This is a genomic window from Pseudomonas sp. GD03875, assembly GCF_029840585.1.
Classification (GTDB): Bacteria; Pseudomonadota; Gammaproteobacteria; order Pseudomonadales; family Pseudomonadaceae; genus Aquipseudomonas; species Aquipseudomonas paralcaligenes.
Genome location: NZ_JAOCCV010000011.1, coordinates 71,565 through 96,947, shown reverse-complemented (window position 1 = coordinate 96,947; position 25,383 = coordinate 71,565). Strand labels below are relative to the sequence as shown.

General features: G+C 70.1%; 25 protein-coding genes. 15 read left to right on the top strand and 10 right to left on the bottom strand.

Going from position 1 to position 25,383, the window contains the following annotated elements; translation table 11 throughout:
* Positions 1 to 147: 147 nt before the first annotated feature.
* Genes N5D30_RS12370 through N5D30_RS12360 form a run of 3 tightly spaced genes read right to left on the bottom strand, consistent with a single transcriptional unit; the run spans position 148 to position 2,061 of the window.
* A complete protein-coding gene (locus N5D30_RS12370) occupies positions 148 to 990 on the bottom strand; it encodes an EamA family transporter (RefSeq protein ID WP_279909225.1) in 843 nt (280 codons plus the stop codon).
* A gap of 59 nt (positions 991 to 1,049) precedes the next feature.
* Positions 1,050 to 1,658: a LysE/ArgO family amino acid transporter gene (locus tag N5D30_RS12365; RefSeq protein ID WP_279909223.1), complete on the bottom strand. Its 609-nt coding sequence runs from the start codon at positions 1,656 to 1,658 to the stop codon at positions 1,050 to 1,052.
* Position 1,659: 1 nt separating this feature from the next.
* Entirely contained in the window at positions 1,660 to 2,061 is a 402-nt protein-coding gene (locus tag N5D30_RS12360; protein ID WP_279909221.1) for an ACT domain-containing protein, read from the bottom strand.
* Positions 2,062 to 2,150: 89 nt separating this feature from the next.
* Here N5D30_RS12360 and N5D30_RS12355 point away from each other — a divergent pair, with 89 nt between their 5' ends.
* From N5D30_RS12355 to N5D30_RS12330, 6 genes are all read left to right on the top strand, one after another.
* Positions 2,151 to 3,041: a LysR family transcriptional regulator ArgP gene (locus N5D30_RS12355; protein ID WP_279909269.1), complete on the top strand. Its 891-nt coding sequence runs from the start codon at positions 2,151 to 2,153 to the stop codon at positions 3,039 to 3,041.
* Positions 3,042 to 3,136: 95 nt separating this feature from the next.
* Positions 3,137 to 4,135 (top strand): NAD-dependent epimerase/dehydratase family protein, encoded by a 999-nt coding sequence (locus N5D30_RS12350; RefSeq protein WP_279909219.1) that lies wholly within the window; start codon positions 3,137 to 3,139, stop codon positions 4,133 to 4,135.
* 252 nt (positions 4,136 to 4,387) lie between these two features.
* The gene (locus N5D30_RS12345) at positions 4,388 to 5,410 is read left to right on the top strand and encodes a Glu/Leu/Phe/Val dehydrogenase dimerization domain-containing protein (protein WP_279909217.1); all 1,023 of its coding nucleotides are present in this window, start codon (positions 4,388 to 4,390) and stop codon (positions 5,408 to 5,410) included.
* Positions 5,411 to 5,493: 83 nt separating this feature from the next.
* Positions 5,494 to 6,585: a pyruvate dehydrogenase (acetyl-transferring) E1 component subunit alpha gene (pdhA, locus tag N5D30_RS12340; RefSeq protein ID WP_279909215.1), complete on the top strand. Its 1,092-nt coding sequence runs from the start codon at positions 5,494 to 5,496 to the stop codon at positions 6,583 to 6,585.
* On the top strand, positions 6,578 to 7,567 hold the full coding sequence (locus tag N5D30_RS12335) for an alpha-ketoacid dehydrogenase subunit beta (RefSeq protein WP_279909214.1): 990 nt from the start codon (positions 6,578 to 6,580) through the stop codon (positions 7,565 to 7,567). The genes pdhA and N5D30_RS12335 overlap by 8 nt, the downstream gene beginning before the upstream one ends.
* Before the next feature lie 144 nt (positions 7,568 to 7,711).
* Positions 7,712 to 8,824, top strand: coding sequence for a dihydrolipoamide acetyltransferase family protein (locus N5D30_RS12330; protein WP_220814739.1), 1,113 nt, complete (start codon positions 7,712 to 7,714; stop codon positions 8,822 to 8,824).
* A 27-nt stretch (positions 8,825 to 8,851) separates the two neighbouring features.
* Here the strand turns inward: N5D30_RS12330 and N5D30_RS12325 are convergent, their stop codons facing one another.
* Entirely contained in the window at positions 8,852 to 9,703 is an 852-nt protein-coding gene (locus N5D30_RS12325) for a DMT family transporter (protein WP_279909213.1), read from the bottom strand.
* 339 nt (positions 9,704 to 10,042) lie between these two features.
* Here N5D30_RS12325 and N5D30_RS12320 point away from each other — a divergent pair, with 339 nt between their 5' ends.
* A complete protein-coding gene (locus N5D30_RS12320) occupies positions 10,043 to 10,720 on the top strand; it encodes an AraC family transcriptional regulator (protein WP_279909212.1) in 678 nt (225 codons plus the stop codon).
* On the opposite strand, the gene N5D30_RS12315 is transcribed toward N5D30_RS12320, so the two are convergent.
* Complete coding sequence (locus tag N5D30_RS12315) at positions 10,703 to 11,605, bottom strand: sterol desaturase family protein (protein ID WP_279909211.1); 903 nt, start codon at positions 11,603 to 11,605, stop codon at positions 10,703 to 10,705. The two genes, N5D30_RS12320 and N5D30_RS12315, sit on opposite strands and share 18 nt — an antisense overlap.
* A 72-nt stretch (positions 11,606 to 11,677) precedes the next feature.
* The gene (locus N5D30_RS12310) at positions 11,678 to 11,944 is read right to left on the bottom strand and encodes a YebG family protein (RefSeq protein WP_220814743.1); all 267 of its coding nucleotides are present in this window, start codon (positions 11,942 to 11,944) and stop codon (positions 11,678 to 11,680) included.
* Positions 11,945 to 12,166: 222 nt separating this feature from the next.
* Here N5D30_RS12310 and N5D30_RS12305 point away from each other — a divergent pair, with 222 nt between their 5' ends.
* The 7 genes from N5D30_RS12305 to N5D30_RS12275 all read left to right on the top strand — a co-directional run bounded on the left by N5D30_RS12305 (position 12,167) and on the right by N5D30_RS12275 (position 18,959).
* Positions 12,167 to 12,598, top strand: coding sequence for a phosphate-starvation-inducible PsiE family protein (locus tag N5D30_RS12305; RefSeq protein ID WP_279909268.1), 432 nt, complete (start codon positions 12,167 to 12,169; stop codon positions 12,596 to 12,598).
* 99 nt (positions 12,599 to 12,697) lie between these two features.
* Positions 12,698 to 13,204, top strand: coding sequence for a sigma-70 family RNA polymerase sigma factor (locus N5D30_RS12300; RefSeq protein ID WP_279909210.1), 507 nt, complete (start codon positions 12,698 to 12,700; stop codon positions 13,202 to 13,204).
* Positions 13,201 to 14,145 (top strand): FecR domain-containing protein, encoded by a 945-nt coding sequence (locus N5D30_RS12295; protein WP_279909209.1) that lies wholly within the window; start codon positions 13,201 to 13,203, stop codon positions 14,143 to 14,145. The genes N5D30_RS12300 and N5D30_RS12295 overlap by 4 nt, the downstream gene beginning before the upstream one ends.
* Positions 14,146 to 14,228: 83 nt before the next feature.
* The gene (locus N5D30_RS12290; protein WP_279909208.1) at positions 14,229 to 16,670 is read left to right on the top strand and encodes a TonB-dependent siderophore receptor; all 2,442 of its coding nucleotides are present in this window, start codon (positions 14,229 to 14,231) and stop codon (positions 16,668 to 16,670) included.
* Between the two features lie 143 nt (positions 16,671 to 16,813).
* The gene (locus tag N5D30_RS12285; protein ID WP_279909207.1) at positions 16,814 to 17,110 is read left to right on the top strand and encodes a DUF3649 domain-containing protein; all 297 of its coding nucleotides are present in this window, start codon (positions 16,814 to 16,816) and stop codon (positions 17,108 to 17,110) included.
* Entirely contained in the window at positions 17,107 to 18,636 is a 1,530-nt protein-coding gene (locus tag N5D30_RS12280; RefSeq protein ID WP_279909205.1) for a PepSY-associated TM helix domain-containing protein, read from the top strand. The genes N5D30_RS12285 and N5D30_RS12280 overlap by 4 nt, the downstream gene beginning before the upstream one ends.
* Positions 18,636 to 18,959: a DUF3325 domain-containing protein gene (locus tag N5D30_RS12275; RefSeq protein WP_279909204.1), complete on the top strand. Its 324-nt coding sequence runs from the start codon at positions 18,636 to 18,638 to the stop codon at positions 18,957 to 18,959. Before N5D30_RS12280 ends, N5D30_RS12275 begins: the two co-directional genes overlap by 1 nt.
* Positions 18,960 to 19,272: 313 nt before the next feature.
* On the opposite strand, the gene N5D30_RS12270 is transcribed toward N5D30_RS12275, so the two are convergent.
* From N5D30_RS12270 to N5D30_RS12255, 4 genes are all read right to left on the bottom strand, one after another.
* Entirely contained in the window at positions 19,273 to 21,771 is a 2,499-nt protein-coding gene (locus tag N5D30_RS12270) for a TonB-dependent receptor (protein WP_279909202.1), read from the bottom strand.
* A 96-nt stretch (positions 21,772 to 21,867) separates the two neighbouring features.
* A complete protein-coding gene (locus tag N5D30_RS12265) occupies positions 21,868 to 22,806 on the bottom strand; it encodes a FecR family protein (protein ID WP_279909201.1) in 939 nt (312 codons plus the stop codon).
* 4 nt (positions 22,807 to 22,810) lie between these two features.
* The gene (locus N5D30_RS12260) at positions 22,811 to 23,320 is read right to left on the bottom strand and encodes a sigma-70 family RNA polymerase sigma factor (protein ID WP_279909200.1); all 510 of its coding nucleotides are present in this window, start codon (positions 23,318 to 23,320) and stop codon (positions 22,811 to 22,813) included.
* Between the two features lie 143 nt (positions 23,321 to 23,463).
* Positions 23,464 to 24,333 carry an AraC family transcriptional regulator gene (locus N5D30_RS12255; RefSeq protein ID WP_279909199.1) on the bottom strand — a complete coding sequence of 290 codons (870 nt, stop codon included), beginning with the start codon at positions 24,331 to 24,333 and terminating at the stop codon, positions 23,464 to 23,466.
* A 144-nt stretch (positions 24,334 to 24,477) separates the two neighbouring features.
* On the opposite strand from N5D30_RS12255, the gene N5D30_RS12250 reads away from it, so the two are divergent.
* Positions 24,478 to 25,377 carry a DMT family transporter gene (locus N5D30_RS12250; RefSeq protein ID WP_279909198.1) on the top strand — a complete coding sequence of 300 codons (900 nt, stop codon included), beginning with the start codon at positions 24,478 to 24,480 and terminating at the stop codon, positions 25,375 to 25,377.
* The last annotated feature ends 6 nt before the right edge of the window (positions 25,378 to 25,383 follow it).

The window sequence follows — 25,383 nt, the reverse complement described above, 5'->3', positions numbered from 1 at the left end:
CGCCCCAGGCCATATCCACGCAGCAACTGTGTGGGAAAGCCGATGGCGACGGGCTTCGCCGGCCTTCTGTTGGGACCGGGCGCGGGGCGTTAAGTGCAGGTCGATGAGGTTTCGGCGGGGCCGTCACTCGCACTGTTGGCGAACGGGCTAGGCCAGTTTCAGCAGCACCACGCCGAGCGCGATCACGCCGCAGGCGACCAGTCGCAGCGGCGGCATGGACTCCTTGAGGAACAGCCAGCCGATCAGCAGGGCGAACAGCACGCTGGTCTCGCGCAGCGCCGAGACCATCGCCACGGGCGCCTGGGTGGTGGCCCAGATCACCAGGGTGTAGGCCAGCATGGACATGCCGCCGCCGGCCAGGCCGCCGCGCCAGTGTGGCCCGAGCTGCAGGAAGATGCGCGGCCCACGGCGCAGGGCGATGACCAGGGTCGCCACCAGGCCGTTGACCACGAACAGCCACAGCGCATAGGCGATGGCGTCGCAGTTGGTGCGCGCGCCGAGGGCATCGGACAGGGTGTAGCCGGCGATGCAGGCCGCCGTGGCCAGGGCATTCAACAACAGACTGGCGTTGAGCCGGGCGCCGGGGTGGCCTCCGTGCCAGGCCATCAACCAGATGCCGGCGACCAGCACCAGCAGGGCCGCCCATTGCCCCGGCAGCAGCGCATCGCCGGCCAGCAGTGCCAGCAGGGCGACCAGCAGCGGCGAGCTGCCGCGAGCGATGGGGTAGACCTGGGACAGGTCGCCATGCTGGTAGGCACGCGTGAGGTAGATGTTGTAGCCGATGTGCAGCAGCGCGGAGAGGGCGATCCAGGGCCAGGCGCCGGCCACCGGCACGCCGAAGAACGGCAGCGCCGGCAGGGCGATGCAGCCGGCGCCGATCTGGATCAGCGAGGCGGTGAGGTAACGGTCCAGTCCGATCTTGAGCAGGGCGTTCCAGCCCGCGTGCAGCGCCGCGGCTGCGATCACCACGGCGAATACGGTCGTGTCCACGGGCCGCTCCCGGCGGTCAGGGTCGAGCGCCGCAGCATAGCGCCGCGCCGCCCTCGCGGTCATGTCGTCGGTGCGTGGAACACCAGTTGCCAGGCCACGGCGAACATCATGGCCGCCACCATCAGGTCGAGTAGGCGCCAGGTCGCCGGGCGCGCCAGCCAGGGGGCGAGCCAGGCGGCGCCCAGGGCCAGGGTGAAGAACCAGATCAGCGAGGCGCTGGCCGCGCCCAGGGCGTAGGCGCCGGGCACCGGTTGCTGGGCGCCGAGGGAGCCGATCAGCAGCACGGTGTCCAGGTACACGTGGGGATTGAGCAGGGTGACGGCCAGCGCCGCCAGGAGCACGGCGCGTCGCGAGCGCGGGCCGCTGTCCCGCTGCTGCAGCGCCTGCGGGTTGAACGCGCGGCGCAGCGCCTGGATGCCGAGCCAGAGCAGGAAGGCGGCGCCGCCCCAGCGCGCCACGGCGAGCAGCGTCGGGTTCTTCGCCAGCACGGCGGCCAGGCCGAACACCCCGGCGGCGACCAGCACGGCGTCGCACAGCACGCACAGCGCGGCCACCGGCAGGTGGTGCTCGCGGCGCAGGCTCTGGGCCAGGACGAAGGCGTTCTGCGCACCGATGGCGACGATCAGGCCGGCGGCCACCAGCATGCCGTTGAGATAGCTTTGCCACATGTCAGTGTTGCTCCGCGGCCAGTTGCTGCAGCGCCGCCAGCGCCCGCTCGGCGTCGGCCTCGGCAACGAACAGGTGATCGTGATGGTAGCCGGCGATCACGTTGCAGCTGATGCCTTCGCCGGCCAGGACCTTGGCGAAAGCGGCGGTGAGGCCGACGGCGGCGAGCGAGGAATGCACTTCCAGAGTGATCCAGGCGGCCAGGTAGTCGTAGGCCAGGCCCAGGCGTTCGGCTTCCTCGCGGGCGAGAATCAGGGTGGTGCCTTCGGTCTCGCGGAAGCTGCCGATGGCGGCGGCTACCTGCACCGTACTCGGTTGCGCCACGCTGCAGAACACGAAGCGGCCGGGGTTGAGGCGTGGCGAGAGGCTGGAGAGGAGGGTGCCGAGGTTGGTTTCGCCGGTCATGGCGGAGTCCTTGTTGCGGTTGCGATGCTGGTCAGTCTGGTGCGCTCGCCTGTATAAGAAAAACAAATCATGCTGATCTCTCATTAGGGATTCTTATGTTTGACTACAAGCTGCTGGCGGCCCTGGCCGCCGTGGTGGAGCAGGGCGGCTTCGAGCGCGCGGCCCAGTTGCTGGGCCTCTCGCAATCCGCCGTGTCGCAGCGGATCAAGCTGCTCGAGGCGCGGGTCGGCCAGCCGGTGCTGCTGCGGGCCACGCCGCCGGGGCCGACCGAGATCGGCCGGCGCCTGCTCAACCATGTGCAACAGGTGCGCCTGCTGGAGCGCGACCTGCAGGGCCAGGTGCCGGCGCTGGACGAAGGCGGCACGCCGGAGCGCCTGCGCATCGCGCTCAACGCCGACAGCCTGGCGACCTGGTGGGCGCCGCTGATGGGCGATTTCGTCGCCGGGCAGCGCCTGCTGCTGGATCACGTGGTGGACGACCAGGACGTCGGCCTCAAGCGCATGCGCGCCGGCGAAGTGGCGGGCTGCGTGTGCGGCGCCGAGCGGCCGGTGGCCGGCGCCCGGGCGCTGCCGCTGGGGGCGATGCGCTACCGCGCGCTGGCCAGCCCGGCATTCCTCGCCCGCCACTTTGCCGACGGCATCACCGGCGAGGCCCTGGCGCGGGTCCCTTCCATCGTGTTCGGCGCCGACGACCGCCTGCAGCACCGCTTCCTCGCCGGGCTGGGCGTGAGTGGCGGCTTCGCCCACCATCTCTGCCCCTCGTCAGAGGGTTTCGTGCGCCTGACCTGCGCGGGGCTCGGCTGGGGCATGGTGCCGGAGTTGCAGGTGCGCCAGCAGCTGGCCAGTGGCGAGCTGGTCGAACTGCTGCCGGAGCGCCCGCTGGACGTGCCGTTGTTCTGGCACCACTGGCGCAACGGCGGCGAGCTGCTCAGCCGGATCACCGCTCATCTCGAACGTGGCGTCGGGGCCTGGCTGGTCTAGGTCTGCAAGGTCGCTGTTCTGGCCGCCAGGGCAACCCCGGGGGCGGGCAGCGGCTGCTAGAGTCGGTGGCATAACTAAAAACAAGGTGCGTGCAGATGAAGATTCTGGTGACGGGGGCGAGCGGGTTCATCGGTGGGCGGTTCGCCCGTTTCGCGTTGGAGCAGGGCCTCGGCGTGCGGGTCAACGGGCGCCGGCCGGAGGCGGTGGCGCACCTGACCAAGCGCGGCGCCGAGTTCGTCCAGGGTGACCTGGCTGACCCGGACCTGGCGCACAAGCTCTGCCGCGACGTGGAGATGGTGGTGCACTGCGCCGGCGCGGTCGGCGCCTGGGGCACCCGCGAGCACTTCCACCAGGGCAACGTGGTGCTGACCCAGAACGTCATCGAGGGCTGCCTGGGGCAGAAGGTGAGGCGCCTGGTGCACCTGTCCTCGCCCTCGGTCTACTTCGACGGCAAGGCCCATGTGGGGCTGCGGGAAGAACAGGTGCCGAAGAAGTTCGTCGACCACTACGGCGCCACCAAGTACCTGGCCGAGCAGAAGGTGATGGAGGCCCAGGAGTTCGGCCTGGAGGTGATCGCCCTGCGCCCGCGCATGGTCACCGGCGCCGGCGACACCAGCATCTTCCCGCGCCTGATCGAGATGCACCGCAAGGGCCGCCTGCTGGTCATCGGCAACGGCCTGAACAAGGTCGACTTCACCAGCATGCAGAACCTCAACGATGCCCTGTTCAGCAGCCTGCTGGCGGCCGGGCCGGCGCTGGGCAAGGTGTACAACATCAGCAACGGGACGCCGGTGCCGCCCTGGGACGTGGTCAACTTTGTGCTGCGCCGCTTCGACCTGCCGCCGGTGACCCGGCACATGCCGTTCGGCCTGGCCTATGCCGCGGCGACGGTCAACGAGACGGTCTGCAAGCTGCTGCCGGGGCGACCGGAGCCGGCGCTGCTGCGCCTCGGCGTGGCGCTGATGGCGCGCGACTTCACCCTCGACATCGGTCGCGCCCGGCAGTACCTGGACTACGATCCCCAGGTCTCGGTATGGACCGCGCTGGACGAGTTCTGCCACTGGTGGAAGGTGCAGGGCCGGGCGGTCTCCTGAGAGTCTGTTGCGTGTCGGAAACACGGCGTTGAAAGTGACCTCGGGGTGCTCATTTACCTCTGGTAAACGCCGCTTCCTCAGCCACTTTCGCCTTGTTTTTCCAGCTCGCGAGCCTTTGAACAGGATCTGAGGCGCGCGCGTCGCCTCCTGCTTCAATCGCGTTATCTCCTCGCGCCGGCTTATAACCGGCCGGCCCAGCTTCCCTCGGTGGCCGGCCTATACTGGCCCGTAAAGCCAGCGAGGAAGTCCGCCATGTTCGCCATGATGGAAAGCGCCAGGCTCGAAGCGCTGCATATTGCCCATGATCCTGCCACCGGCCTGCGGGTCATCATCGCCATCCACAGCACCCGCCTGGGCGCGGCCCTGGGTGGCTGCCGCTACCTGGCCTATCCCGACGACGATAGCGCGGTCCGCGATGCCGTGCTCCTGGCCCGGGGCATGAGCTACAAGGCCGCCCTGGCCGGGCTGGAGCAGGGCGGCGGCAAGGCGGTGATCATCCGGCCGCCCCATGTCGACAACCGCGGCATGCTGTTCGAGGCCTTCGGCCGGGTAATCGAGTCGCTGGGCGGGCGCTACATCACCGCTGTGGACAGCGGCACCTCCAGCGCCGACATGGACTGCGTCGCCCAGCAGACCCGCCATGTCACCAGCACCACCGAGGCAGGCGACCCCTCGCCACACACGGCCATGGGCGTGTACGCCGGCATCCGCGCCACCGCGCTGGCCCGTCTCGGCAGCGACGACCTGCAGGGGCTGCGCATCGCGGTGCAGGGGCTCGGCCATGTCGGCTATGCCCTGGCCGAGCAGCTGGCCGCCGCCGGCGCGCTGCTGTTCGTCAGCGACCTCGACCCCGGCCGCGTGCAGCTGGCGGTGGAGCAGTTCGGCGCCCGGCCGGTGAGCAGCGAGGAGCTGTTCTCCACGCCCTGCGACATCTTCGCCCCCTGTGGTCTGGGCGGCGTGCTGAACGCACGGACGGTGCGCGAGCTGCACTGCGCCGCGGTGGCTGGCGCGGCCAACAACCAGCTGGCCGAGGACGAGATCGCCGATGTGCTCGAAGCGCGCGGCATCCTCTACGCGCCCGACTACGTGATCAATTCCGGCGGCCTGATCTATGTCGCGCTCAAGCATCGTGGGGAAGAGCTGCCGGCCATCACTGCGCACCTGACGAAGATCGGCCGGCGCCTGACCGAGATCTACGCCCACGCCCAGGCCGACAAGCGCTCCCCGGCGCGGGTCGCCGACGCGCTGGCCGAGCGCCTGCTGTACGGCGGCTGAGCCTCCTACCCGGAGGCCCGGTCGAAGACCATCCGCCGCCACGAGTGGCGGGTGACGCCTGCACACCCATGAGGAGGCATGCGATGACCAAGCTGGACCTGCCTTTCACCCGCTACCTGGCGGCCGACGGCCGCCCCTGCGCCGAACTGCCCGCCTGGGCCGGCGATCCTGACCTGCTCACGCGCCTGTACCGGCAGATGGTGCTGACCCGGCTGTTCGACCAAAAGGCCGTGGCTCTGCAGCGCACCGGGCGCATCGGCACCTACGCGCCGACCCTCGGCCAGGAGGCCATCGGCGTCGCCATCGGCAGCCTGATGCGGGCCGATGACGTGCTGGTGCCCTATTACCGCGACACCGCCGTGCAACTGATGCGTGGCGTGCGGATGGAGGAAATCCTCCTGTACTGGGGCGGCGACGAGCGCGGTAGCGCCTATGCCGACCCGGCCGCGGCGCAGGACTTCCCGCTCTGCGTGCCCATCGCCACCCAGGCGCTGCACGCTTGCGGCGTGGCCACCGCGTTCCGCATACGCGGCGAGCACCGGGTGGCGGTGACCACCTGCGGCGATGGCGCCACCAGCAAGGGCGACTTTCTCGAGGCGCTCAACGTCGCCGGCACCTGGCAGCTGCCGGTGCTCTTCGTGATCAACAACAACCAGTGGGCCATCTCCACGCCCCGGCGCATCCAGAGCGGCGCGCCGAGCCTGGCGCAGAAGGCGCTGGGCGCCGGCTTCCCCGGCGAGCAGGTGGACGGCAACGACGTGCTGGCCGTCTACGATCGCGTGGCCGCCGCTCTGGAGCGCACCCGCCAGGGCAAGGGGCCGGTGCTGATCGAGTGCATCAGCTACCGCCTGGGCGACCACACCACCGCCGACGACGCCACCCGCTACCGCAGCGCGGAGGAAGTGAAGAAGGCCTGGGACGAGGAACCGATCAAGCGCCTGCAAGCCTACCTGGCCGGCCAGGGTCACTGGGACGAGCAGCGCGAACAGGCCCTGATCGGCGAATGCCAGGCCCGGGTGCAGCGCTCGGTGGAGGCTTTCGAGAGCGCCGGCCAGCAGCCCGTGGAATCGATCATCGACCATGTCTATGCCCGCTGGCCGACGGCCCTGGCGGAGCAGCGCGAGATGCTGCTGGAGCGCGCGGCCCGTCGCGCGGGAGGGCAGGGCCATGAATGAGACGAAGAAGTACGCCCTGCTGGAGGCGGTCAACCTGGCCCTGCACCGGGCGATGCGCGAGGACGGCGACGTGGTGGTGCTCGGCGAGGACGTGGGCGTCAACGGCGGCGTGTTCCGCGCCACCCTCGGCCTGCGCGAGGCCTTCGGCTTCAAGCGGGTGATCGACACACCGTTGGCCGAGACCATGATCGCCGGGCTGTCGGTGGGCATGGCTTCGCAGGGGCTGAAGCCGGTGATGGAGATCCAGTTCCTCGGCTTCGTCTTCGCCGCCATGGAGCACCTGCTGGCCCACGCCGCGCGGATGCGCACCCGCACCCGCGGGCGCCTGGGCTGCCCGATGGTGCTGCGCAGCCCGATGGGCGCCGGCATCCGCGCGCCCGAGCACCACAGCGAGAGCACCGAGGCGCTGTTCGCCCACGTTCCCGGCCTGCGCGTGGTGATCCCCTCGTCGCCGGCGCGGGCCTACGGCCTGCTGCTGGCGGCCATCGACGATCCCGACCCGGTGGTGTTCCTCGAACCCACCCGGCTGTACCGGATGAACCCGCAGCCACTGGCGGACGACGGCAGGCGCCTGCCCCTGGACTGCTGCTTCACCCTGCGCGAGGGCGGCGACATCACCCTCATCAGCTGGGGCGCCAGCGTGCACGAGACGCTGCAGGCGGCCGAGCGCCTGGCGGAGCAGGGGGTGTCCGCCGAGGTGATCGACGTGGCCTGCGTCAAGCCGCTGGACCTCGACACCCTGGAGGCCTCGGTGCGCAAGACCGGGCGCTGCGTGATCGTCCACGAGGCGCCGAAGTCCTGCGGCGTCGGCGCGGAGATCGCCGCCAGCCTCTACGAGCGCGCGCTGCTCGACCTGCAGGCGCCGATCCAGCGGGTGACCGCGCCGGACATCCCGCCGCCGCTGTACCGCCTGGAGCAGCTGTACATGCCCGGCGTCGAGGACATCCTCGCCGCCTGCGAGGCCACGCTGAACTACGCGTAGGTGACTGCGAGGGGCACACACCGACTCGCTCTCCCTCCGGGAGAGGGTTGGGGTGAGGGGGCAATAGGTGGCTCCGAGTGGCCTGAAAAACCCTCACCCCCCGGCCCCTCTCCCAGGGGGAGAGGGGAGAATTGAGGAGGCACGATGAAATACTTCAAGCTGCCCGACCTGGGCGAGGGGTTGCAGGAAGCCGAGATCGTCGAGTGGCACGTCAAGGCCGGCGACACGGTGAAGACCGACCAGCTGCTGGTCTCGGTGGAGACGGCCAAGGCCATCGTCGACATTCCCGCGCCCTACGACGGCGTGGTGAGCAAGACCTTCGGCGGCGAGGGCGACATCCTTCATGTCGGCGAACCGTTGCTGGCCTACGAGGGCGAGGATGACGCCGGTACGGTGGTCGGTCGCCTGGAGGGCGGCCACGGTGGGGCGCAGGAGGACAGCTTCTTCGTCGGCGCCGCGCCGTCCACTCGCGAGCACCTGGCGCCGCGCGCCACGCCGGCGGTGCGCCAGCTGGCGCGCAGGCTGGGCGTGGACCTGGCCGGGCTCGCCGGTTCCGGCGCCGATGGCCTGATCACCGCCGCCGACGTGGAGACGGCGGCCCAGGGCGAGCGCGACCGCTTCGGCGGTGAGCGCCTGCGCGGGGTACGCCGGAGCATGGCGATCAACATGGCCAGGTCGCACGCCGAGGTGGTGCCGGTGACCATCTACGGCGACGCCGACCTGCACCGCTGGACGGAGGCCCGCGACCCGCTGATCCGTCTGGCCAAGGCCATCGCCCACGCCTGCACGGTGGAGCCGGTGCTGAACAGCTGGTTCGACGGCCGCGGCCCGTCCATCCGCCGTCACGACAGGCTCGACCTGGGCATCGCCGTGGACACGCCGGACGGCCTGTTCGTGCCGGTGCTGCGCAACGTCGGCGAGCGCGGCGCGGACGACCTCAAGGAAGGCATGGCGCGCCTGCGCGCGGACGTGAAGGCGCGCTCCATCCCGCCGCAGGAGATGATGGGCGCGACCCTCACCCTGTCCAACTTCGGCACCCTGTTCGGCCGCTACGCCAACCCGGTGGTGGTGCCGCCGCAGGTGGCGATCATCGGCGCCGGCGGCATCCGCGACGAGGTGGTGGCCTGGGAGGGCAAACCGGCGGTGCATCCGGTGCTGCCGCTGTCGCTGACCTTCGACCACCGCGCCGCCACCGGCGGCGAGGCGGCGCGCTTCCTCAAGGCCCTGGTGCAGGCGCTGGAGGCACCGGAGCCATAGCCCGGAGGCCATCCGGGCCCCGTGTGGCTAGCGCCGGAACACCAGCACCAGGCCGAGCAGGATGGCGCCCATGCCGGCCAGGCTCAGGCCGCTCATGGCGTTGCCGAGGAACAGGTAGTCCATCGCCGCCGTCACCCCCGGCACCAGGTAGAACAGGCTGGTGACGTTGACCAGGTTGCCGGCGCGGATCAGCCGGTACAGCAGCAGCTGGGCCACCACCGAGATGACGATGCCCAGCCACAGCAGCGGGACCAGGAAGTCGAGCGACCAGTCCACCTCGAAGCGCTGGAAGGGCAGCAGCAGGGCGCAGGCCAGCAGGCTGACCCCGTACTGCAGCGGCAGCGCCTGCAGCGGCGACTGGCTCAGGCCCTTCTGGGCGATGGCGCCGAGGGTCATGCACAGCAGCGCGCCCAGGGCGTAGCCGGTGCCGGCGACGGAGAAGCGCGCCAGGCCGATGCTCTGCCACACCACCAGCACCAGGCCGAGCAGGGCCAGCGCCAGGCCGGCCAGGCGCAGGGCGGCGAAGCGCCGCTCCAGCAGCATCAGGGTGAGGATCGGCTGTACGCCGAGCACGGTGGCCAGCACGCCGGGGGTGATGCCCTGGTCCAGAGCCAGCAGGTAGCAGATGGAATAGCCGCCGATCATCAGCAGGCCAGTGCCGGCCGTACGCAGGCGCTGGCCGCGCGCCGGCAGCCAGATGCGGGCGAGCGCGCCGACCAGCAGCAGGACGCCGAGGGCGAGGACGAAGCGCAGGGTCAGGAAGGCGAAGGCCGAGGCGTGGTCCAGGCCCAGGCGGGCGAAGATCGCGCCGCTACCCCAGAGCAGGACGAACAGCGTGGTGGAGGCGCAGGCGCCCCAGAAGGTCTTGTCGAAACGCATGAAGAATCACCTGTCGGAAAGGGCAACAGGCTCCGTCGCCGACGCGGGCGCAGAGAGGACGGAACCGTGGAAGTCGGGTGACCGGCCGCGCGGGCGGACGGTCAGGCGCGGGGTGGCGGCGGAGTGCCGGCCCGCGGAGCGACAGGTGGTGGCGCGCACGGATGCTCGTCGTGGGGAACGACGAGGCCGGAAGGAATGTGCGCGACTGGTTTCATGGAGAACATCCGTCTAGGGATGGGGCGACACTACTCCCGTCCTGGCCGATCGGTCAATCTCCATCCCTGGCGCGGGCGCGGGGGATTCCGTAGGGTGGCCCGTGCAACCCCGACGAGGCTCCGCATGCACGAAGAACACTGGCAGGGCGCGCTCTGGCTCGGCCGCGATCATTGCCTGCTGGCCGGGGTCAGCGGCAGCGCCCGACCCCACGCCCACTATGCGCACCAGTTGCTGCTGGCGACCGGCGAGCCGCTGCAGCTGTCCGTCGAGGGGCGAGCGTGCAGCGGGCACGCGCTGCTGGTGCCTTCGCAGCGCGCCCATGCCTTCGAGCTGGCCGGCCAGCCGCTGCTGGCCCTGTATGCCGAGCCGCTGGCCTTTTCCGTCGAGCAGTTGCAGGTGCTGGCCGAAACCGCGCCCGCCGAGATGGTGGCCCTGGCCGAGCGCGTTCGCCAGCTGCCGCGCGCGCCGCTGGATGCGCGCGTGCGCCAGGCCCTGGACGCGGTGGACGAGCAGCTGGTCGAGCGGGTCAGCGCCCGCGACCTGGCGCAGCGCGTGTGCCTGTCGCTCAGCCAGCTGGAGCGGCTGTTCGCCGATCAGGTCGGCCTGTCCGTGCGGCGCCTGGTGCGCTGGCGCCGCCTGCGCCTGGCGCTGGTCCTGGCGCTGCGCGGCGCCACGCTCACCGAGGCGGCCCACGCCGCCGGCTTCGCCGACTCGGCGCACCTGTCGCGCACCGTGCGCGAGCTGTTCGGCATCCGCGCCGACCGCAGCCTGCGCCACCTGCGGCTACGGCTGCTGGATTGAGCGCAGCGCCTCCGGCGTCTCCGGGACCGAGGCGCTGGATACGGGGCGGCGGAAGGGCTCGACCAGTTGCGCCAGGTAGCCGCGCGGGTAGTCCGGGCGGTCGCCGATGCCCAGGTCGGCGTCGCTCAGCCGATAGCCCGCGCGGTGGAAGGCGGTGCCCAGCAGGCGATCCCAGACGCTGAAGAACAGCGCGAAGTTGACGTCGCCGGCACGGCCGTAGCGGATGTGGTGGAAGCGGTGCAGCGGCGCCCAGGCGAACAGGTGGCGCAGCGGGCCGATGCGCATGTCGACGTTGCTGTGCTGCAGCAACAGCTGCACGGCGATGGCGAAGGCCAGCAGGGCGGCGACGTCGAGCGGCAGGCCGAGCAGGATCAGCGGCAGCACGCCGGCGCCGGCCTCCAGCAGCTGGTGCAGCGGATGCTTCATCAACCCGTTGAAGCCGTACAGGCGCGGCGCGCTGTGGTGCACCGCGTGCAGGCGCCAGAGCAGGGCGTTGCGGTGGCTGAGCCAGTGCATCAGGGTGATGCCGAGGTCGGCGCAGGCGATGGCCAGGGGCAGCTGCAGCCACAGCGGCCAGTGCGTCGGCCACAGCGCTGGCGATGGCAGCCACCCGGCGAGCAGTGGAACGGCGGCGAGGCTGGCCAGGTTCAGCGACTCGTTCACCAGCGCGTGCAGCAGGTCGCCCGGGCCGTCGCCATGGGGTTCGTTCCAGCTGCGCTGGTAGGGCAGCAGGCGTTCGGCGACTTGGGAAACGAGGATGGCGGCGAGCAGCAGGGGCAGCAGCCACAGCGGCGACAGCTGGCGATAGCCGACCAGCCAGGTGGCCAGGCCGATCAGGCCGAAACAGAACAGCGGGGCATAGAGGATGTGAAGCAGGGGACGCATGGCGCTCTCCGGCAGGGGAAGGAGCGCCCAGCATCGGTCGCCGCCCGGTGGGCGGCTTGAACGAACGGCGCGTCAGGCGTCGTCGTCGGTGGCGGCGTCCAGTTCGGCGAGGGCGTCCGGCTGGTTCTTGAAGGCCTTGGCGAAGGTGTCGCGGTTCTTCGCCATGAAGATGCCCAGCTCCTCCACCTGTTCCTCGCTGAGCGAGGGCACCGCCTTGTGCAGGGCTTCGGACAGAGCCTCGGCCAGCTCCAGCATCTTGTCGTAACGATCGGCTTCGGCCTTATCCATGAACAGGCGCTCCGGATCGCGACTGCTGCGGTACACCACTTCGACGGCCATTCATCACCTCATTCCCGTATCATGTGATTGATATGTATGGATATACAGTATTCCATCGGCCCATGCCGACGCAAGCGGCACCGCTCCCAAGGAAGGATTGCCGCCATGCCGGCTGGCCTTCATCCTGCATAGCCGTTGTCATGCGAGTGGTCCAGCATGGGCCTGTTCTGTCGAAGGAGTGAGATGGTGGATTTCAAGCGAGTCGATGCCCTACGGGGCGGTATGCATGCCCTGGCCCAGTCGTTCGGCAACCTGCTGGTGGAGGCCTTCCACTACATGGCGCTGTTCGGCATCGGCGGCATCACCGCCTGGGCGTCGGTGGTGACCTTCCTCGGCATGCTGGACAAGGGGCATGTCACGGTCGACGACATCCTCCTGCTGTTCATCTACCTGGAGCTGGGTGCCATGGTCGGCATCTACTTCAAGACCAATCACATGCCGGTGCGCTTCCTGATCTACGTGGCGATCACCGCGCTGACCCGCCTGCTGATCTCCGACGTGTCGCACCACAACGGGCCGGGCCTGGGCGTGGTGTACGTTTCCGGCGCGATCCTGCTGCTGGCGATGGCGATCCTGGTGGTGCGCTTCGCCTCGTCGCGCTTCCCGTCGGTGCAGGTGCCCGCCCGCGCCGTCCGGGACCCGGAAGAGGGGTGAGCCGACGCAAGCGACCGACCGCTTTTGGAGTGACAGGCTTTTCCATCTGCAATATATTCGCATTTGAGATTTTCCGTCGTTCTCATCAGGTCGCTATCCGTGTCGAGCGATTCCCCTTCTCCCCATCTGGTCGCGACGCTCTACCACGGCCACCACAGCTGGCTGCTCGGTTGGCTGCGCCTGCGCCTGGATTGCCCGCAGAACGCCGCCGACCTGGCCCAGGACACCTTCGTCCGCCTGCTCGGGCAGCGTGAGCTGGTTGAGCCGCGTGAGCCCCGGGCGTTCCTCGCCACCATCGCCCGTGGCCTGGTGGTCGACCACTACCGCCGCGCCCGGCTGGAGCGCATCTACCTGGATTCCCTGGCCGGCATGCCGGAGCCCGAGGTGCCCTCGGCCGAGGCGCGGGCCCTGGTGCTGGAGACCCTGGTGGAGGTCGACCGCCTGCTGGACGGGCTCAAGCCGCGAGTCCGCGAGACCTTCCTGCTGTCGCAGCTCGACGGCCTGACCTACCCGCAGATCGCCGAGCGCCTGGGCCTGTCGGTCAGCTCGATCCAGCAGTACATGGGCAAGGCCTTCGCCCACTGCTACCAGGCGCTCTACCCATGAGCCGGCTGGACGCCGCGGTGGTCGAGCAGGCCATCGCCTGGCGCGTGCGCCTGGCCTCCGGCACCTGCGCCGACGAGGAGATCAGCGCCTGCCTCGACTGGCGCAGCCGGCACGCCGACCATGAGCTGGCCTGGCAGCGCCTGGATGGCCTGGGCGAGCGCTTCGCCAGGCTGCCGGCGGTCCTGGGCCATGCGGCGCTGGACGAGCCCGGCCACGATCCGCTGCGCCGGCGCGCACTCAAGGCGCTGGGCCTGTTGATCGCGGTGGGCGGCGCCGGCGCGCTGGCGGTGCGCGGCGAGGTGGTGCAGCCGCTGTTCGCCAACCTGCGTACCGGCACCGGGGAGCGCCGCTCGCTGCTGCTGCCCGACGGCGGCCGTCTGCACCTCAATGCCGGCAGCGCAGTGGATATCGACTATGGCCCCGCGCACCGGCTGATCCGCCTGTATCAGGGCGAGATTCTGCTGGAGACCGCGGCGGACGAGCGCCAGCGGCCGTTCCTGGTGGACACCCGGCAAGGCACCCTGCGGGCGCTGGGCACGCGCTTCCGGGTCCATGACCAGGGCACCAGCTGCCAGGTGGCGGTGTACGCCGGCGCGGTGGAGGTGACCCCACGGCAGGGCGTGGCGCGGGTGCTGCAGGCGGGCACCCAGGCGCGCTTCGACCCCTCGGCGGTGCAGGCCGGCGAGCGCGCGGACGAGGATCGCAGCCGCTGGATCGACGGTGTGCTGGTGGCGCGGGAAATGCGCCTGGACGCCGTTGTCGCCGAACTGGAGCGCCAGCGCCCCGGCGTGCTGCGCTGCGATCCGGCGGTGGTCGGGCTGCGAATTTCCGGGGTGTTCCCGCTGGACGACACGGACCGGGCGCTGACGGCCATCGGGCAGACGTTGCCGGTGCGGGTGGTCTATCGCACCCGCTACTGGGTCAGCCTGATGGCGGCCTGAAAATAATTCTCGAATTTCCTTGTAGGTTTTTCTTCATCGCTCGGCCTCCTTTGCAGTCGTTCATTGCCATCCGAGGAGCCGCCATGTCCTGCCGTACCCCCCGTTCCCTGACCGCCGCCGTGCGGGCCGCCCTGTTCGGCCTGAGCCTGCCGCTGCTGGCGGTGCCGTTGAGCCTGCCGGCGCTGGCCGACGGGCACCGCTACAGCATCGCCGCCGGCGCGCTCGACGAGGCGCTCAACACCTTCGCCCGCCAGGCCGGCGTGCTGCTCAGCTTCGACCCGGCGCTGACCGCCGGCCGGCAGAGCCAGGGGCTGAGTGGTCACTACGAGGTCGACCAGGGGTTCGGTGTGCTGCTGGCCGGCACGGGCCTGCGGGCGGTCGATAGCGGCGCGGGCGGCTATCGCCTGGAACCGGCGCCCCAGGCCCGGGACGGCAGCCTGGAACTGCAGAGCCAGACCATCAGTGGGCGCTACGGCGAGTACGCCAGGGGGCCGGTCCGCGGCTATGTCGCCACCCGTTCCGGCAGCGCGACCAAGGCCGATACCTCGATCCTGGAGACGCCGCAGTCGATCTCGGTGGTGAGCCGGGCGGAGATGGATGCGCGCGCCGTGACCACCGTGGAAGAGGCGCTGCGCTACACGCCGAGCGTGGCGGTGCCCTATGGCTACGACACCCGCTATGACTGGGTCAGCATCCGCGGCTTCGACTCGAAGAACCAGATCTTCCGCGACGGCATGAAGCAGTCGAGCAGCCTCTACGGCCTGCCGCGCCCGGACGCCTGGGCTCTGGAGCGGGTCGAGGTGCTGCGCGGCCCCGCCTCGGTGATCTTCGGCCAGGCGGAGCCCGGCGGGCTGGTCAACCTGGTGAGCAAGCGCCCCGGCGAGACCGCGCACAACGAAGTGCGCCTGCGGGCCGGCTCCGACCAGCTGGGCGAGCTGGCGGGCGATTTCTCCGGGGCGCTCGATGCGCAGAACGACCTGCGCTACCGGGTGGCGCTGCTCGGCAACGACAGCAACGCGCAGGTCGACAAGACCGGCATGCAGCGGCAGATGATCGCGCCCAGCCTGACCTGGAACATCGGCGACGCCACCGACCTGACCCTGCTCGGCCTGTACCAGAAGGACAAGGGTCGGTTCGGCTTCAGCTTCCACCTGTCGCCCTACCTGCGCGACAGCCTGAACCTGCCGTACGACACCGACCGGGACTTCTTCGAGGGCGAGCCGGGTTTCAACCGCTTCGAGCGGACCTACTACTCGCTGGGCTACGAGCTGACCCACCGCCTGAACGAGGTCTGGACCCTGCGCCAGAACCTGCGCTACGACGCCTCGGACCTGGCCTACAGCAACATCGGTACCTTCGCCATCAACCCGTTCGACGGGCGCACCCTGTTCCGCAGCAGCTCGGCCTGGGACGAGGACATGAGCGGCTGGGTCATGGACAACCAGGCCCAGGCGGTATTCGCTACCGGCGCCATCGAGCACACGCTGCTGATGGGCCTGGACTGGCGCCGCACCGACTCCGACGAGCTGACCTTCAACGGCGGCGCGCCGACGCTGGACATCCTCGAGCCGGTCTACGGCAAGCCGGTCCCGGCGCTGACCCGCACCGGCGACCGTCAGGTGGTGACGCGGCAGACCGGCGTGTACCTGCAGGACCAGATCGCCCTGGACGACCACTGGCGCGTGCTGCTGGGCGGCCGCTACGACTGGTCGAAGAGCGCTATCGACGACCGCATCAAGGCCGGCTCCAGGGCCAGCGACGAAGCCTTCACCGGCCGCCTGGGCGTGGTCTACGTGTTCGACAACGGCCTGGCGCCCTATGCCAGCTACAGCGAGTCGTTCAACCCGGTCAGCGGGACCGACGGCCTGACCGGCAAGCCGTTCGACCCGGAGCAGGGCCGGCAGTACGAGATCGGCGTGAAGTTCCAGCCGGAAGGCGCGCGCAGCTTCGTCAGCCTGGCGCTGTTCGACCTGACCAAGGAAGACTACGTGCTCAGCGACAACCGCAACCAGTCCGCCCCCGCCGTGCGGCGCCAGGTGGGCGAGGTGAACGCCCGCGGCGTCGAACTGGAGGCGCTGGCCAGCCTGGCCGAGGGCCTCGACCTGCGGATGTTCTACAGCTACACCGACGCCTTCATCACCTCGACGCCCAACGCCTGGGAGAAGGACATCCGCCTGCCGTACACGCCGAAGGAATCGGCCGGCGCCTGGCTCGACTACACCCAGCCCAGCGGCGTGCTGAAGGGGCTGGGCGGCGGCCTGGGCGTGCGCTACACCGGCGCCAGCCGCTACACCGGGGTCAACGCCGCGCGCGCCCTGAACCCGGCGCTCGAACCCATCGCCAGCGTCGAGTCGCAGGCCTACACCCTGCTCGACGCCAGCGTGCACTACAGCCTGAGCGGCGTGCGCCTGGCGCTCAACGCCAGCAACCTGCTGGACAAGGAATACGACGCCTCGTGCTCCGAGGTGGGCTGTTCCTACGGCTACGGGCGCACCGTGACCGCGAGCGCCAGCTACGGCTGGTGACGCGAAGGGCCGGGGCTCGCGGCCCCGGCCTCTGGCCTGGCGACGGGTGCGATTTGCCGTGCAAGCATTTCTCATTACTATACGCATCCTGTTCTGAGCGGCCGCATTCCGGGGCCGACAGGCGCTCAGCAGTCGAGTCCAACGTGAGCAGATCACCCTCCCTTTCGCGCTGGAGCATCGCCTCGCGCATCCTCGCCGCCCTGATCGGCGGCTACGCGCTGGCCTATGGCTTCGCCGCCTTCTTCTCCGTCTACCTGCCGCTGGCGCGGCCGGACCGCGTGGCCTTTGCCGGCATGCTCAGCTTCGCCGTGTGGACGGCCGCCGCGATCTACACGTTTGCCGTGCGCAGCGCGACCCGCGCCTGGCTGTGGCTGGCCGGGCTGGCCATCGTGCTGTGCCTGGCGGCGTTCCTGCCCGGCGAACTGAGGGTGCGCCCATGAGCCTACGTCAATCCATGGCCGGCCTGCACACCTGGGGCGGGCTGCTGCCCAGCTGGCTGCTCTACGTGATCATCCTGACCGGCACCATCGCCTGCTTCGACAAGGAGCTGGATCGCTGGATGCGTCCCGCCCTGCACCAGGAAGCGGCGGCGACCATGAGCCCCGACCAGGTGCGCGACTGGCTGCAACGCAACGTCAAGGACGAGCTGCACGCCTTCTGGATGCACGGCCCGAGCGAGCGCGAGCCCTACTGGCGCCTGGGCTGGGAAGTCGACGGCTCGGACCAGCGCGGCAACCTGACCTTCGCCCCCGGCGGTGGCGAGCCGCTGCCGGAAACCGTCGGCGGCGACTTCTTCTTCCGCCTGCACTACACCCTGCACGCGGGCATGCCCGGGGTGTACATCGTCGGCCTGGCCGGGATGTTCATGCTGGTCGCACTGGTGTCGGGGGTGATCATCCACCGCCGCATCTTCAAGGACTTCTTCACCCTGCGCCCGAAGGCCAACGGCCAGCGCGCCTGGCTGGACGCCCACAACCTGTTCGGCGTGGTGGGCTTTCCGTTCCATCTGGTGCTGGCCTACACCGGGGTGCTGATCTTCGTCTCCAACTTCATGCCGGCCGGCCTGCTGGTGGCCTACAAGGGCGACATCGAGCACTTCTTCACCGAGGTGACCGGCGCCTACCACCGGGAGGAAGCGCACCAGCCGGCGCCGCCACCGATGTCCCTCGACGCCCTGGTCGAGCGCTCGCGCCAGCACTGGGGCGGCGGCGAGGCGGGCTGGATCAGCGTGCACCACCCGGGCGACGCCTCGGCCGTGGTGGAGATCAGCGAGCTGAGCCGCGAGTCGCGGATCGGCCGTCCGCTGTCCGGGCTGACCTACGACGCCGCCAGCGGCGAGCTGCTGCACGAACAGCGGCCGCCCGCCGGCTACGCGACCTATACCTGGCTGGCCGGCCTGCACATGGTGCAGTTCGGCGGTAGCCTGGTGCGCGGCCTGTACCTGCTGCTGGGGCTGGCGGGCTGCGCCATGCTGATCGGCGGGGTGCGGGTCTGGGTGACCAAGCGCGAGGCCCGTGGCGGTGCCGGGATCGGCGTGGTGCGCGCGCTCAACGGCGCGGTGTTCGGCGGCCTGCCGCTGGCCAGCCTGGCGCTGTTGTGGGGCAACCGCCTGATCCCCGCGGAGCTGGCCGAGCGCGCCTCGGCCGAGGCCTGGGTGTTCGTCGGCGCCTGGCTGCTGCTGGCCGTCTGGGCGCTGCTGCAGCACAGCCAGCCGCGCCGCCTGCTCAGCCTGCAACTGGCGCTGGGCGCCGTGCTGGCCCTGGGGCTGCCGCTGCTCAACGGGCTGACCACCGAGCATGGCCACCTGCTGTCGACCCTCGCCCTCGGCGACTGGGGCCTGGCCGGCGTCGACCTGTTCCTGATCGTGGCGGGGCTGCTCAGCGCCCTGTACGCCTGGCGCTTCTCCCGGCCGCAGGCGGCCCCGGCGCCTCGCGCTCGCCGCGCCCTGGTCGAGGAGGCTGCCTGATGTTGCTGCTCGCCTTCGCCCTGAGTTACCTGGCCATGGCCGCCCTGTGCCTGGCCATGTCCCGTCACCACAAGGCGCTGCTGGGCGGCGCCCCCGGCCCGGCCCGCCAGCGCGGCCTGCGCGCGTTCGCCGCACTCGGCCTGGGGCTCGCCCTGGCGCTGTGCTGGAACGCGCGTGGCGGCGACATCGGCGCCGTGCTCTGGCTGTGCCTGGTGATGCTCGCAGGCCTGCTGGTGGCGGCCCTGCTGGCCTGGCGCGAGCGCTGGCTGCTGCCGCTGGCGCTCGGCCTGCCGCTGGCCGGCGGCGTGGGTCTGATGTTCTGATCGACGAGCTACGCCCTGTCCGTGCCTCACCCCTGTAGGAGCGAGCTTTGCTCGCGAATGGACTTGATGTTCACGTAGGGTGCGCCGCGCGCACCGGAAGGCCCGCACAGGACCCCGGTGCGCATGGCGCACCCTACGCGATGGCGCTTCAGGAAGTCGCCCATAAAAAAGGCTATGTCCCCGTTAGTTGTTGCACACCTTGTGGGAGCGGATTTATCCGCGAATTTCGCGGCCAAGGCCGCTCCCACAAGAGCAGGACACGTAGCCATGAAAAAGCCGGCGCATGCGCCGGCTTTTTCGTACCTCCCCCCGATCAGAAGTCGAGGGTATAGCTCAGGCTGTAGGTGCGGCCACGGCCCTTGTAGTCGAACATCTCCACCGGCGCGAGGGCGCCGTAGAACACCTGGGCGCGCTGGCCCCAGACCGAGGTGTAGTCCTTGTCCAGCAGGTTCTGGATGCCGAAGTTCAGGGTGCCCACCGGCAGGGCGTGGCTGCCCAGCACGTCGAAGGTGGCGTAGCCGTCGATCTTCTGGTCGTTCTCGTCGCTCAGGTTGAAGGTGCGCACGGCCTGCAGGCGCAGGCTGGTGACGCCGTCCTGCCAGCCGACGAAGGCGGTGGCCTTGGAGGGGCTGCCGGCGGTGACGTCCTGCTTCACCCAGCGCTCGTCGCTCTTCTGCTGCGAACGGATGGCCAGGGCGCTGGCGCCGACCTGCCACTGCTCGCCCAACCAGTAGCTGAACTGGCCTTCCAGTCCGTAGTTGCGCTTCTTGTCGTCCAGCTGCTCGACCAGCAGGCTGGTGCGGTTGTAGGTGATGCTCTTGTCCGACCAGGCGTAGAAGGCGGCCAACTGGGCGTCCAGGCCGTCCGCATAGTGGCGCCAGCCGAACTCGACCTGCTTGGTCTTGATCCCGTCCAGGGCCGAGTCCTCGACGTTGACGCCCTGGTTCAGGCGCCAGTGGCTGCCGACCAGGGTGTAGCTGCCCTGGCCGTAGTACTTGGCCGGGTCGGGCAGCTCGAAGCCCTCGGAGTAGTTGGCCCACACCTGCTGCGCCTTGTTCAGCTTGTAGACCAGGCCGAGGTTGTAGAGGTCGACGTCGTATTCCTTCTCGCCGCCGGGGATCGCGTCGGCGCTGCTGCCGATGCCCTTGCTGATGGAGATCTGCTGGGTCGCGGCGACGAAGTCGCCGACGTCGGTGGTGATCTCCTGGCGGCGCCAGCCGCCGGACAGGGTCAGGTCGTCGGTGATCTTCCAGCTGAGCTGGGCGAAGGCGGACTGGCTGTCGGTGTCGATGCCCGGGTAGCGGCCGACGCGGGCGTAGCGGTCGGCGACCAGGCCGCCGCTGGAGGCCGCCTGGCCCAGGTCGAACATGCTCTGGCTGGAGTCGAAGTTCTCCCACTCCAGGTCGACGCCGTAGTTCAGGCTGACCCGCTCCCACTCCTTCACCAGCACGGCCTTGAGGCCGTAGTAGTCGGTGTCCTGTTGCGAGGCGGAGTAGTAGGACTGCAGCGGGTTGACCGCGCCGGTGCCGGTGAAGCGCACGGAGGGGAAGGGCTGGAAGGCCATCTTCTCGCTGCGGTAGTAGCCCTGCAGGTAGACGTCGTGACCGAGCACCTCGGGGATGTGGTAGGTGGCGTTGTACTGCTGGCGCTCGGTGCGCGGTTCGAGGTCGTAGCTGGCGCCGTCGCGGATGTCGAAATCGCTGGCGCCGGTCAGGGCCTGGAAGTTGTCGCCGAGGAACAGGCCCTTGTCGCCGTCGTAGCCGGAGTCGTACCACTGCATGCCCAGGCTCAGGCTGTGCTGGTTGGGCAGCAGGATATCCAGGCTGCCCATGATGTCGACGGAGCGGTTGTACTGCAGGTCGGTTTGGGTGATGTCCAGCAGCACCTGGTCGCCGTTGCCGTCGTAGGCCGCGCCGTTGCGTTGGTAGGCCACGGCCAGGCGGCCGTTGACGGTCTCGCTGCCGCCGCCGATCGACTGCGCCACGCGCCAGTCCACGTCGTCGCTCTGGCGCAGGCCGCTGCGCACGCCCACCTCGCTGGAGAAATGGGCCGGGCCGGATTCGCCCTTCTTGGTGACGATGTTGATGATGCCGCCGGTGGCGCCGCCGCCATATACCGCGCTGGCGCCGGAGAGCACTTCGATGCGCTCGATGTTGAACGGGTCGATGGAGTCGAACTGGCGGCTGATGCCGCGGGAGCTGTTCAGCGACACGCCGTCGATCATCACCAGGGCGCTGCGTCCGCGCAGGTTCTGGCCGTAGTTGGTGCGCCCCTGCGGGCCGATGTCGAGGCCGGGGATCAACTGGCCCAGGGCTTCCTTGAGCGGCACGCCGGCCTTGGTCTGCTCCTGCAGCTGGGCGCTGCCGATGACCCACACGGTGCCGGGCAGCTCGCTGATGCTGGTCGGCGCGCGCGAGCCGATCACCACCTGGCGGTCTATCTCCAGGCCCACGCCGGCCAGTTGCAGGGTGTAGCCGCTGCCGCCGGAAACGGCGCGCAGGCCGCTGCCTTCCAGCAGCGCGGCGAGGCCGTCGGCGACGCCGTATTCGCCGTTCAGGCCGCGGGTGGTGCGGCCGGAGGTCAGGTCGGTGCTGAACGAAAGCAGCACGCCGGCCTGTTCGCCGAACTGGTTGAGCGCGCTTTCCAGGTCGCCGGCGGGAATCTGGAACGACTGGCGGCTTTCCTGCTGGCTGGCGGCTACGGCGGGCAGGGCCGGCGCCAGGCCGGCGGCGAGGCCCAGGCCGAGGATCAGGGGCTGCAGGGCGCGGCCGAGCGGCGCGCGGGCGAACGGGGCGAGACGGAGTGGACGCATGGACTTCTCGTGCAAGGTGAAGTGGAGGAGGTTCTAGCCCTTGTCACGCGAGCGGCGGAAAAAGGTTCAGGTCGGCGGAAAAAAGTTTCGCGCGGCTCAGGCGCGCGGCTGCACGCTGACCCAGTAGCGGGTGAAGCGGTGCACGCGCACCGGCAGGGCGGCGGGCAGCAGGTCGAGGATTCGCTCGCTGTCGTCCAGCGGGTAGCTGCCCGACAGGCGCAGGTCGGCGATGGCCGGGTCGCAGCCCAGGCGGCCATGGCGGTAGCGGTTCAGCTCGGCGAGGAAGTCGGCCAGGCGCATGCCGCTGGCGACCAGCATGCCGCGGGTCCAGGCGCTGGCGTTGGGGTCGAGACCGTCCGGCACGGTGCTGGCGTGGCTGTCGAAGCGCAGGCGCTGGCCGCCGCCGAGGCGCTGGCTGGTGCCGTCCAGCGGGCGCACCAGCGCATTGCCTTCGTACAGGCTGAGCGCGCAGCTGGAGCCGTCCAGGCGCACGCCCAGGCTGCCGCGCTCGGCGAGCACCAGCCCCTGGGGCGTGGCGATGCGCAGGGGCGGCAGGTCGGCGCGATTGTGCACGAGGATCTCGCCGCGCCGCAGTTCGATCAGCCGCTGCCGGGCGTCGAAGCGGATGTTCACCGCGCTGTCGGTGTTGATGAGCAGTTGCGAACCGTCGTCCAGCGCCAGGTCCAGGCGCTCGCCCACGGCGGTCCTGCGGTCGGCCAGGTAGGGTTGCCAGGGCTGGCGCTGCAGGCCCCAGCCGGTGGCGCCGACCGCGCTCAGCACCAGCAGGGCCTTCAGGGCGGTGCGCCGCTGGGGCGAGGGCTGCGCCTCCAGCGCCTGGCGGCCGAGCCGTGGCGGCAGCGCGCTGAGGCGGTCGTTGAGCTGTTCGATGCGCTGCCAGGCCCGTTCGTGCTCGCCGGCGGCCGCGCGCCAGTCGCGCCACGCCTGGCGGCGCCGCTCGCTGGCGCCGGCCTGCAGCTCCACCAGCCATTGCACGGCCTGCTCGGCGACGGCCGGGTCGATGGGGGCCTGTTTCATCCGCTCAGGCCTCCGGTGCGAAATAGCACTGCAGCGCGGCCCTGGCCATGTAGCGCTTGACGCTGGAGAGGGAGATGCCGAGCTGCTCGGCCACTTCGGGGTAGGTCAGGCCGTCCAGTTGGACCAGCAGGAAGGTCCGGCGCGCCAGTGGCGGCAGGCCATCGAGCAGGCGATCCAGTTCGAGCAGGGTCTCCAGGATGATTGCCCGCGTTTCGGCCGAGGGAGCGGTTTCCTCGGGCACGGCGGCGAGGCTTTCGAGGTAGGCGCGCTCGATGTCCTGGCGGCGGAAGTGGTTGGCCAGCACGCGCTTGGCGACGGTGGTGAGGAAGGCCCGTGGTTCGCGCAGGCTGGGCAGCTCGCGCCCGGCGAGGACGCGCAGGAAGGTGTCCTGGGCCAGGTCGGCGGCATTCTGTGGGCAATGCAGGCGACGGCCCAGCCAGCCATTGAGCCAGCCGTGATGATCGCTGTAGAGACTGTGCAGCGACTGCTGCGAGGCGGCTTCCCCGGTCGACACCCGCGTTTCCCCCGACTGCCCGAATACGAGAGCATATTAAATAATAATTCTTCTCATCATATCGACGGCGAGCGGGCGCGGCAATCGCGTGGCCGAGGAATGGCCATCGGGCGGGGAGAGGGCGTTTCGCGGGTGAGCGGTCGTCAGCGCTGGCTGCGCAGCAGGCCGGGCGCGGCGCCGAAGGCCTGGCGGAAGCGGTTGCTGAAGTGGCTGGCGCTGGCGAAGCCGCAGGCCAGGGCGATCTCGCCCAGGGGCAGGTCGCCGTGGTGCAGCAGCTCCCGCGCCCGCAGCAGGCGGCGCTGCAGCACGTAGCGGTGGGGCGGCAGGCCGAAGCTGTGACGGAACATGCGGGCGAAGTGATATTCCGAGAGGGACGCCATCCGGGCCAGTTCCTCCAGGCCCAGCGACTCGCCCAGGTGCTGTTCGATGTAGTCCGCCAGGCGCCTGCGCAGGTGCGGTGCCAGACCACCCTTCAGGCGCAGGCCCTGGCGCCGCCCGACCTGGGTCAGCAGCACGTGGCTGATCATCTCGTGGGCCAGCGTGCCGGCCAGCAGGCGCTCGCCCGGCTCGTTCCAGTCCAGGCCCACCAGTTGGTGAAACTGGCCGGCCAGGCGTGGGTCGTCGAGGAAGGTGATCTCGTTCAGCTGCAGCTCGCGCGGCTCGCGGTCCAGCAGGGCGACGGCGCTGGCGGCGAAGCGCTGCGGGCTGACGTAGAGGTGGGCGAGCTGGATGTCGCCGTTGATCACCCAGGACGACTCGTGGCCGGCCGGCAGCACGCACAGCTTGTCCGGCGAGCCCTTGTCGCCGGGGCGCTCGCGGCGGAAGGTGCCGGTGCCCCCGGCCAGGTAGCAGGACAGGGTGTGGTGGCTCGGTCCCTGGTAGTCGCGGGCGTCGTGATGGTTGGTCCACTGCGCCGCCGCCAGGTCGTCGCCCAGTTCCGCGCCACGCAGCAGGCGCGCGTTGGGCGAGCTGCTGAGCGACTGGAAGACCAGGTTCTGTTCGAGGACGGCCATGGCGCGGACATCGGGCGGTGGGGGATGCCTGTCATCCTACTCCGCCGGGGCACCGGCGCCAGCGGCGGGTGACGGATAAGCGCAATTTCGTGCAAGCGCGATCCTGCGGCCGGACGCGAGACTGTGCGGATCAAGGAGCCTGCCATGAACCTGTCGCTGTACCTGCTCACCGTCCTGATCTGGGGCACCACCTGGATCGCCCTCAAGCTGCAACTGGGCGAGGTGGCCATCCCGCTGTCCATCGCCTACCGGTTCGCCCTGGCGGCCATCGTGCTGTTCGCCATCCTCCTGCTTAGCCGCCGCCTGCAGCGGCTGGACCGGCGCGGCCAGCTGCTGTGCCTGGCCCAGGGCCTGTGCCTGTTCTGCCTCAACTTCATGTGCTTCTACACCGCCAGCCAGTGGATTCCGAGCGGCTTGGTGGCGGTGATCTTCTCCACCGCCACCCTGTGGAACGCGCTCAACGCCCGCGTCTTCATGGGCCGGCGCATCGCCGCCAACGTGCTGGTCGGCGGCGCGCTGGGGCTGCTCGGCCTGGGCCTGCTGTTCTGGCCGGAACTCGCCGGCCACGAGGCGAGCCGCGAGACCCTGATCGGGCTGGGCCTGGCCCTGCTCGGCACCCTGTGTTTCTCCGCGGGCAACATGCTGTCCAGCCTGCAGCAGCAGGCCGGGTTCCGGCCGCTGACCACCAACGCCTGGGGCATGCTGTATGGCGCGCTGCTGCTGCTCGGCTACTGCCTGGCGAGCGGTGTGCCCTTCGCCTTCGAGGTGAATACCCGCTACATCGGCTCGCTGCTGTACCTGGCGATTCCCGGCTCGGTGATCGGCTTCACCGCCTACCTGACCCTGGTCGGGCGCATGGGGCCGGAGCGTGCGGCCTACTGCACCGTGCTGTTCCCGGTGGTGGCGCTGAACATCTCGGTGTTCGTCGAAGGCTACCAGTGGACCCTGCCCGCGCTGCTCGGACTCGGCCTGGTGATGGTCGGCAACGTGCTGGTGTTCCGTCAGCCCAGGCCGGTGGCGCAGGCTGCACAAACGAGCACGTAGGGTGCG